This is a genomic window from Limimaricola sp., from assembly GCF_016125575.1.
Taxonomy (GTDB): Bacteria; Pseudomonadota; Alphaproteobacteria; order Rhodobacterales; family Rhodobacteraceae; genus WGLM01.
Genome location: NZ_WGLM01000005.1, coordinates 62141 through 69619 on the forward strand (window position 1 = coordinate 62141; position 7479 = coordinate 69619).

Annotated in this window: 6 protein-coding genes; all 6 read right to left on the reverse strand. The window is 64.2% G+C overall.

What is annotated here, in order from left to right; translation table 11 throughout:
* Positions 1-85: 85 nt before the first annotated feature.
* Positions 86-781 (reverse strand): urea ABC transporter ATP-binding subunit UrtE, encoded by a 696-nt coding sequence (urtE, locus tag GC146_RS11895; protein WP_291838701.1) that lies wholly within the window; start codon positions 779-781, stop codon positions 86-88.
* Positions 781-1524 (reverse strand): urea ABC transporter ATP-binding protein UrtD, encoded by a 744-nt coding sequence (gene urtD / locus GC146_RS11900; RefSeq protein WP_291838704.1) that lies wholly within the window; start codon positions 1522-1524, stop codon positions 781-783. Before urtD ends, urtE begins: the two co-directional genes overlap by 1 nt.
* Positions 1521-2708, reverse strand: coding sequence for an urea ABC transporter permease subunit UrtC (locus GC146_RS11905; RefSeq protein WP_291840703.1), 1188 nt, complete (start codon positions 2706-2708; stop codon positions 1521-1523). Before GC146_RS11905 ends, urtD begins: the two co-directional genes overlap by 4 nt.
* A gap of 67 nt (positions 2709-2775) precedes the next feature.
* On the reverse strand, positions 2776-4683 hold the full coding sequence (gene urtB, locus GC146_RS11910; protein ID WP_291840706.1) for an urea ABC transporter permease subunit UrtB: 1908 nt from the start codon (positions 4681-4683) through the stop codon (positions 2776-2778).
* 79 nt (positions 4684-4762) lie between these two features.
* Complete coding sequence (gene urtA / locus GC146_RS11915; RefSeq protein WP_291840710.1) at positions 4763-6037, reverse strand: urea ABC transporter substrate-binding protein; 1275 nt, start codon at positions 6035-6037, stop codon at positions 4763-4765.
* A gap of 407 nt (positions 6038-6444) precedes the next feature.
* Entirely contained in the window at positions 6445-7242 is a 798-nt protein-coding gene (locus GC146_RS11920) for an efflux RND transporter periplasmic adaptor subunit (RefSeq protein WP_291838707.1), read from the reverse strand.
* Between the last annotated feature and the right edge of the window lie 237 nt (positions 7243-7479).

Genomic DNA, 7479 nt, shown 5'->3' on the forward strand with positions numbered 1-7479 from the left:
TCGCCGCGTCAAGGTTGCGAGAGCACGCAACATGCCGCGATGATCCGCGGCGCCCGTGGTTCGGCGGGGCAACCGTTCCCGCCTTTCACACGGACATTTCGCTGCGCAATGCGTCCTTGCTGATCTCATCGCTGCGGCCTTGCATCACCACGCTGCCCCGGCGCAGCACATAGAACTGGTCGGCCAGCGCATAGGCGAAATCGAAATACTGTTCGACCAGTACGATCGCGATATCGCCGCGTTTTTTCAGGTAATCGATAACCTGGCCGATCTGCTGGATGATATTGGGCTGGATGCCTTCGGTCGGTTCGTCGAACAGCAACACCTTCGGCTTCATGATCATCGCGCGGGCGATGGCCAGTTGCTGTTGCTGGCCGCCCGACAGGTCACCGCCGCGCCGCCGCGTCATCTCCTTGAGCACAGGGAACAGGTCGTAGATTTCGTCAGGCACGACGTGCTCTGCCTTGGGCAGCACCGCGAAGGCTGTCTCGAGGTTTTCCTGCACGCTGAGCAGGGGAAAGATCATCCGGCCCTGCGGCACCACCGCGACGCCGCGCTGCGCCATGTCCTGGGGCCTCAGCCTGCCCAGACTTTCGCCGTTCAGGATCACCTCGCCGCCGGAACGGGGATGGGTGCCTGCCAGCGCCTTGAGAAAGCTGGTCTTGCCCACGCCGTTGGTGCCCATGATGCAGGTGACCTCGCCGACCTTGGCCGTGAAATCAATGCCGTATAGGATTTGCGAGCCGCCGTAATGCAGCGTCAGACCGCGGGTTTGCAGCATCAGCCTCGCCCCAGGTAAACGTCGATCACCTGCGGATTACCGGTGACGTGATCAAGGCTGCCTTCGGCCAGCACCGCGCCTTCGTGCAGCACCGTGACCCGGCAATTCAGCCGGCGCACGAAGTCCATGTCATGCTCGACCACGACGACGGCACGCGTGCGCGCGATCTCGACCAGCATCGCCGTTGTCCTTTCGCGTTCGGCCAACGTCATGCCGGCGGCGGGTTCGTCCACCAGCAGCAGCCGCGGTTCCTGCGCCAGCAGCATGGCGATCTCCAGCCATTGCTTTTGTCCGTGCGACAGCTCGCCCGCCTTGCGCGGCAGCGCTTCGGCAAGGCCCACTTGGGCTGCAAGTGCCGCGACGCGCGCGCGCCCCGGGCCGGTCAGGCCGAACAGCAGCGCCGCGCCGGCACCGCGAGGTGACTTGAGGGCAAGGATCAGGTTTTCGGCCACCGTCTGGTCTTCGAACACGGTGGGGCGCTGAAACTTGCGGCCGATACCCGCGCGGGCGATGGCGGCCTCGGACATGCGCAGCAGCGACCTGCCGCGCTCGCCCCAGGTGACAGTGCCGCTGTCGGGCCGGGTCTTGCCGGTGACGATGTCCATGAAGGTGGTCTTGCCCGCGCCGTTCGGCCCGATGATCGCGCGCAGTTCCGCCGGGCCGATGGAAAAGCTGAGATTGTTGATCGCCTTGAACCCGTCGAAGCTGACGGAGACGCCGGAGACCTCAAGAAGCGTGCTCATTCCACGGCCTCCTGTTCTTGCAGCGATCCGTCCTCGGGCCCCAGTGGCGCGCCCTTGCGGTCAGGTGTCCGCAGGCCCTGCGCGAGGTCGAACAACCCACCGATCCCTTTGGGCGCCAACAGCGTCACCGCGACGAAGGCCAGCCCAAGCAGGACCTGCCACCAGTCGACCCAGTCGATCGTGTAGAACCCCAGCGGCACCGACGGGACCCGCCCGCCGGTGAACCATGTCGACAAAAGCGAGACGAAGGCCGCGCCGATCACCGCGCCATAAAGCCGGCCACGCCCGCCGATGGCGACCCAAACGGCGAGGTAGATCGAGGCGATCGGCGCCAGTTCGGCCGGGTTGATGATGCCGGCCTGCGGATAATAAAGCGCGCCTGCGATGCCGCAGATCACACCGGTGGCGACAAAGACCGTCAGCTTGTAGCTTTCGACCGGGTAGCCAAGGAACCGCACCCGCGCCTCGTCATCGCGGATCGCCCGGATGACCGAGCCGAACTTGCCCGCCACCGCGCGCACCAGCACGAGGTAGATCAGCGCCAGCGCGAGTGCCGAGGCAAAGAAGAACCACACAGAAAGAAGGTCCTGCGAGGTGCCGCGCATCCCGGGCATGTTCTGTAGCCCCGACAACCCGTTATTGCCGCGCAGGCCGCTGTCGTTCTGAAAGAGGTAAAGCGACAGCGCCAGCGTCATCGCCTGCGTCAGGATCGACAGGTAAACCCCCGTTACCCGGCTGCGGAAGGCCAGCCAGCCAAAGACCAGCGCCAGCAGTCCGGGCACCAACACCACCAGCGCCAGTTGAGCGGGCAGCGAATGGGCAAAGGTCCACACGGCCGGCATGTCCGATCCACCGACCACGCCGAAGATCTGGGTGGCCACGCCTTGCGCCACTTCCTGCGGCGTTGGCGGGATCGGGTTGCTGGCCAGCGCATGCACCACGATTTCCTCGGTGCGGGCATACATCAGCCATTGGCCGATCATGTAGCCGCCTAGCGCAAAGAACGCCATGTGCCCCAGCGACAGGATACCGGTATAGCCCCAGACGATATCCATCGCGAGGGCGGCAAGGCAGAGGCACAGCGTCTTGCCCAGCGTCTTGACGAAACTGGTCGAGATTGCGCCATTGCCAAAGGCAGGGTTCATCACGCTGACCGCCAGGACCAGCAGGGCCAGCGCCGCCATCACCCAGATGATCGAGGGGAAGCGCCGCAGCAGCGGCTGGGGGCTCAGCGCGTCAGGGGGGGCAGGCTCAGTCACCGGCGGCGCGTCCCTTCAGCGCGATGATGCCGCGGGGGCGGAACTGGATGAACAGGATGATGAACAGGATCATGTAGGTCTGCGCGGCCAGCGTGTTGGAGGGGTTCAGCCATTCGATCGCCTTTTGCAGCCCGCCGATCATCGTGGCCCCGGCCAGCGCGCCCCAGATGTTGCCGACGCCGCCCACGACGACCGTCATGAAGCTTTGCACGATGTAATCGGTGCCCAGCTCCGACGTGACCTTGGCGAAAAGCCCGATCGCCACCCCGGCGATCCCGGCGATGCCAGAGCCCAGCCCGAAGGTGAGCATGTTGATGCGGTCGGGGTTGATCCCCATCGAGGCGGCCATCGTCGGGTTCTGGGTGACTGCGCGCACTTCCAGCCCCAGCCGGGTACGCTTCATCAGGTAGAGAAAGAATGTCAGGAACAGCAGCGCCAGCACGAAGATCGCGATGCGGATATAGCTGATCTGAACGACATCGTTGAAGCTCAGCGCGCCGCCCAGCCAATCGGGCGAGGTTAGCGGGCGGGCCTGCGTGCCGAAGATGTTCTTGAACAATTGCTGCAGGGCGATGGAGATGCCGAAGGTCGCCAGCAACGTCTCCAGCGGACGCTTGTAAAGGTGCCGGATCACCAGCCGTTCCAGCGCGACGCCAGCCCCGAAGGTGATCACGAAGGCCAGCGGGAAGGCCACGATCAGCGAGGCGGTGTAGTCCGGCACGATTTGCTGGACCACGAAGCCGGTATAGGCGCCCATGGTGATGAATTCGCCATGCGCCATGTTGATCACCCCCATCACGCCGAAGGTGATGGCAAGGCCGATGGCCGCGAGGAAATAGATCGACGCCAGCGAGAGGCCGTCGAGCGCAAGATCGGCCACCTGCATCGCGCCGACGCTCATGCTGATCTTGCCAAGGGCCTTGGCGGCCGCGGAGGTGATGACCGGGTCCGCCTCGGTATAGACATCGAAGAAACGATGCGCCGCGATGGCGGCGGTCACGTCGGCGTCGGTGGCTGCTGCCGGCACGGCGCCCGCCGCCGCCAGCGCCTTGTAGGCGCGGTCGCGCGCGGATTGCACGGCCAGTTGCGCCACGGGGATGCCGGCGACACGGCCGTTCTCGATATGCGCGGCCAGCGCCTGTTCCTGCGCGTCGCGGGTGATCCGCGCCGGCGCTTCGCCTTGTGCGACCAGCAGGTCATAGGCCTCGGTCGGGGTCAGGTCGCGACCGACTTTCATCTCGCGGGCGATGTTGCGGCCCTCGGGTGGTGCCGTGGCGGCGACCTGCGTTGTCGCGACAAGCGGACTGAGGGCGGCGCGCAGGTCCAGCCCGGTATCGGCGCCGAAGCTTTGCATCGCGGCCACACGCGCGGCGGTGTCGGGATCGAAACGCAGTGTCAGCAACCGCTCCAGCCGCTGCTTCTGAGCCTTCAGCGCCGGATCTGTTTCGGTGGGGATTGCCGCGCGCAGCGGCTCAAGACTGTCAGCGCGGGGGTCCTGCGCGATCGAGGCCAGCGCGTCGGCCCGCTTGGCCGGGTCCGGGTCGGACAGCGTGAACCGCACCAGCGCAGAGGCGATCAGCCCCCGCACACCGCCGTTGGGTTTCAGTTCGGTGATATCTTCGCTGGCTGCCGTTCCGGCCGGGTTGCCGGCAAGATCGGTCAGGGCAAAACCCCCAGCATCGCGCGACAGGATGAAGAAAGCCTTGTCGGCCTTGCGTTGGCCCAGCGCCTTGTTGCCCCATGCCTCCAGCATCCGCGGCGCCATCGGGTCGCCGCTGGCCGCGATCTCGGCAATGACCGGACCGATCGTCTGGCGCGACGGGCGGGCAATCTGGCCCGCATGAGAGGTCACGATCTCGGCCACGGTATCGGCCAGGGCCGGCAGACCGAGGCAGGCCATGACAACGGCAAAGATGATGGCGCGCATGATGGTCCCTGCTTGGTAGGCGGAGGGGCCGGCACGGCCCCTCCTTGTCAGATCAGTAGTTGGATTTGATCTGCACGCAGGTCTTGGTCTCGGTGTTGTACATGCCGCATTTCAGCGTCTTCCAATCCGATTCCAGAACCGCCGATTCCGGCAGGTAGTCGGTCCAGGCATCGCCCGGCACCGGGTCGGTCTGGCTGATGATGTCGAATTGTCCATCGGCCCGGATCTCGCCGATCAGCACCGGCTTGGTCAGGTGGTGGTTCGGCAGCAACTCGGCCGTCGAGCCGGTCAGGTTCGGGAATTTCTGACCGATCAACGCATCCAGCACCGGGTCCACATCGACGGTGCCGGCCTGCGTCACCGCGTTCACCCACATGTTGAAGCCGATGTAATGCGCCTCCATCGGGTCGTTGGTGACGCGTTTGTCATTGCCGATGAAGGCATGCCATTCGTCGATGAAGGCCTTGTTCGCAGGCGTGTCGGCGGATTCGAAGTAGTTCCATGCCGCGAGGTGGCCGACGAGGTTCGAGGTGTCGAGACCCGACAACTCTTCTTCACCGACCGAGAAGGCGCAAACCGGCAGCACGTCGGCCTTGACGCCCGCGGCGGCCAACTCCTTGTAGAAGCCGATATTCGCATCGCCGTTGATGGTCGACAGCACGCCCACCTTCTTGCCATCGGCACCCAATGCGACGACGTCCGAGACGATCTTGGCCCAGTCGGACTGGCCGAACGGGGTGTAGTTGATGAAGATGTCTTCCTTGGCGATGCCCTTGGACAGCAGGTAGGCCTCGAGGATCTTGTTGGTGGTGCGCGGATAGACATAATCGGTGCCCAGAAGCGCGAATTTCTCGATCCCCAGCTCGTTGAGGAAGTAGTCGGTCGCCGGGATTGCCTGCTGGTTCGGTGCGGCGCCGGTATAGATCACGTTCTTGGACGATTCCTCGCCCTCATACTGGACCGGGTAGAACAGCAGCCCGTTGAGTTCCTCGATCACCGGCAGCACCGATTTGCGGCTGACCGAGGTCCAGCAGCCGAACATCACCGAAACCTTGTCCACGGTCAGCAACTCGCGCGCCTTCTCGGCAAAGAGCGGCCAGTCGGAGGCCGGATCGACCACGACCGCCTCTAGTTTCTTGCCCAGCACGCCGCCCTTGGCGTTCTGTGCCTCGATCAGCATCAGCATGGTGTCTTTCAGCGTGGTTTCCGAAATCGCCATCGTCCCCGAGAGCGAGTGCAGGATACCGATCTTGATCGTGTCTTCGGACGCGAAGACCGGACGTGTGAACAGCGGCGTGGCGATCGTGGCCACGGTGCTGGCCAGCATCGAGCGGCGCGTGAGTTTCATGAATAATCCCCCGTCAGGTCTGCCTGTGGAGCCTTCCCATGAGGGAAGAAATCGCCCATATCGGACAGGCAGCTATGTGTTGCACCCGTGCGGTGATGGCTTGCCTGAAGAACCAGCCGTCACCGCACATCTTACGCCCGGACAAGCGCCGGACCCCTGTCAGCAGGCGCAGAGCCATGCCGGATGGCAACCCGTTTGACGGTCTAGGCCTCTGGTCTTCGACGTGGTTCGGGAGGTGCCGCAATTTTGATCGCCTTCTTCATGCTGCAGCGCAGAAAGGTGGCGGTGGCCGGATCGTGAAATCCGGAATCGCGATGCGCGGCCCCGATGAGGCACCCGACAACTGGTCGGATGTTCCGGGCGGATTATTCTTGTCCGTTTTCGCGCTACTGCCCGAGGTTCAACTGGCAGCGGCTGCCGGCAAGGATGTCGCCCGCGGCATTATCGAGGACCAGTCGCAATCCGAACGTGGCGGTGGCGGCATCGAGGACCGGGTCAATCACGTCGACGCGGGCCGTCCTTTGCCGCCCGTCCTCAAGTGTGATGGTGATCGGCTGTCCCTGTGACAGCTCCGCGCGCCGGTCGAAGGGCAGGAACGCCTCGACATAAAGATGATCGATCCTGGCCAAGGTCAGGATGGGCGATTGTTCGGAGTAGAATTCGCCCGGGTGCATCAGCCTTGCGATCACCACGGCATCGAAAGGTGCGCGGATGGTCTTGCGCGCCAGTGCGGACTCGGCGGCGTCAAAGGCACTTTGGGCCCGTTCCAGCGCCAGTTTGGCCTGTTCAATCTCCAGCCGGGCGGTCGCGGCCTCCAGTTCGGCCTGCTCAAGCTCCGTCTCGCGCCCAAGCTGCTGCGACACCAGCGTCCGAAGCCGGGTCACCTTCAGGTCCGCGGCCGCCGCCTTGGCCTCGGCCAGACGGACCGCCACATCATTTCCCGCCTCGATACGGGCCTGCTCCAGCAGCGCCTGCTCCTCGCTGGATTCAAGTGTGGCCAGCACCTGCCCGGCGCTGACGCGCGCGCCGCGATCGACATCAACCGTAGCCAGAACGCCCTTTGCCTCGGCTCCAACCTGAATCGTGGCCTGTGATGTGACGATGCAGTCCTGCGCCACGGCGGGCAGGGCATGAAGCAGTCCAGCCGCCATCAGCGCGGCCAGAATGGGGGCGCGCATAATCATTATCAGATGATGGCTGGGAAGGTTGCGTTTACGCAAGTGTAAATAGCTGCCGTTGGAATCCCTTTGCCTTGGGGGTGATTCGGTTCTTATAGTTGGGCTATCGATGTCTGCTGCCGCAGCTTTGGCGCGATTCGATTTCGGAAAGGATTTGTTGGAACCAAAACTGTGACGCAGCATTCCGCGAGATCGTCGCGAGCCGAGAAATTCCTTTTCTCGTCGGTCTCACGCAGGGTTTTC

Bases quoted from the DNA above. Each gene is read 5' to 3' on its own strand.
- urtE (WP_291838701.1), bottom strand. From the start codon at position 781: ATGCTGCAAACCCGCGGTCTGACGCTGCATTACGGCGGCTCGCAAATC.
- urtD (WP_291838704.1), bottom strand. From the start codon at position 1,524: ATGAGCACGCTTCTTGAGGTCTCCGGCGTCTCCGTCAGCTTCGACGGG.
- GC146_RS11905 (WP_291840703.1), bottom strand. From the start codon at position 2,708: ATGGCGGCGCTGGCCCTGCTGGTCCTGGCGGTCAGCGTGATGAACCCT.
- urtB (WP_291840706.1), bottom strand. From the start codon at position 4,683: ATGGCCTGCCTCGGTCTGCCGGCCCTGGCCGATACCGTGGCCGAGATC.
- urtA (WP_291840710.1), bottom strand. From the start codon at position 6,037: ATGCTGGCCAGCACCGTGGCCACGATCGCCACGCCGCTGTTCACACGT.
- GC146_RS11920 (WP_291838707.1), bottom strand. From the start codon at position 7,242: ATGATTATGCGCGCCCCCATTCTGGCCGCGCTGATGGCGGCTGGACTG.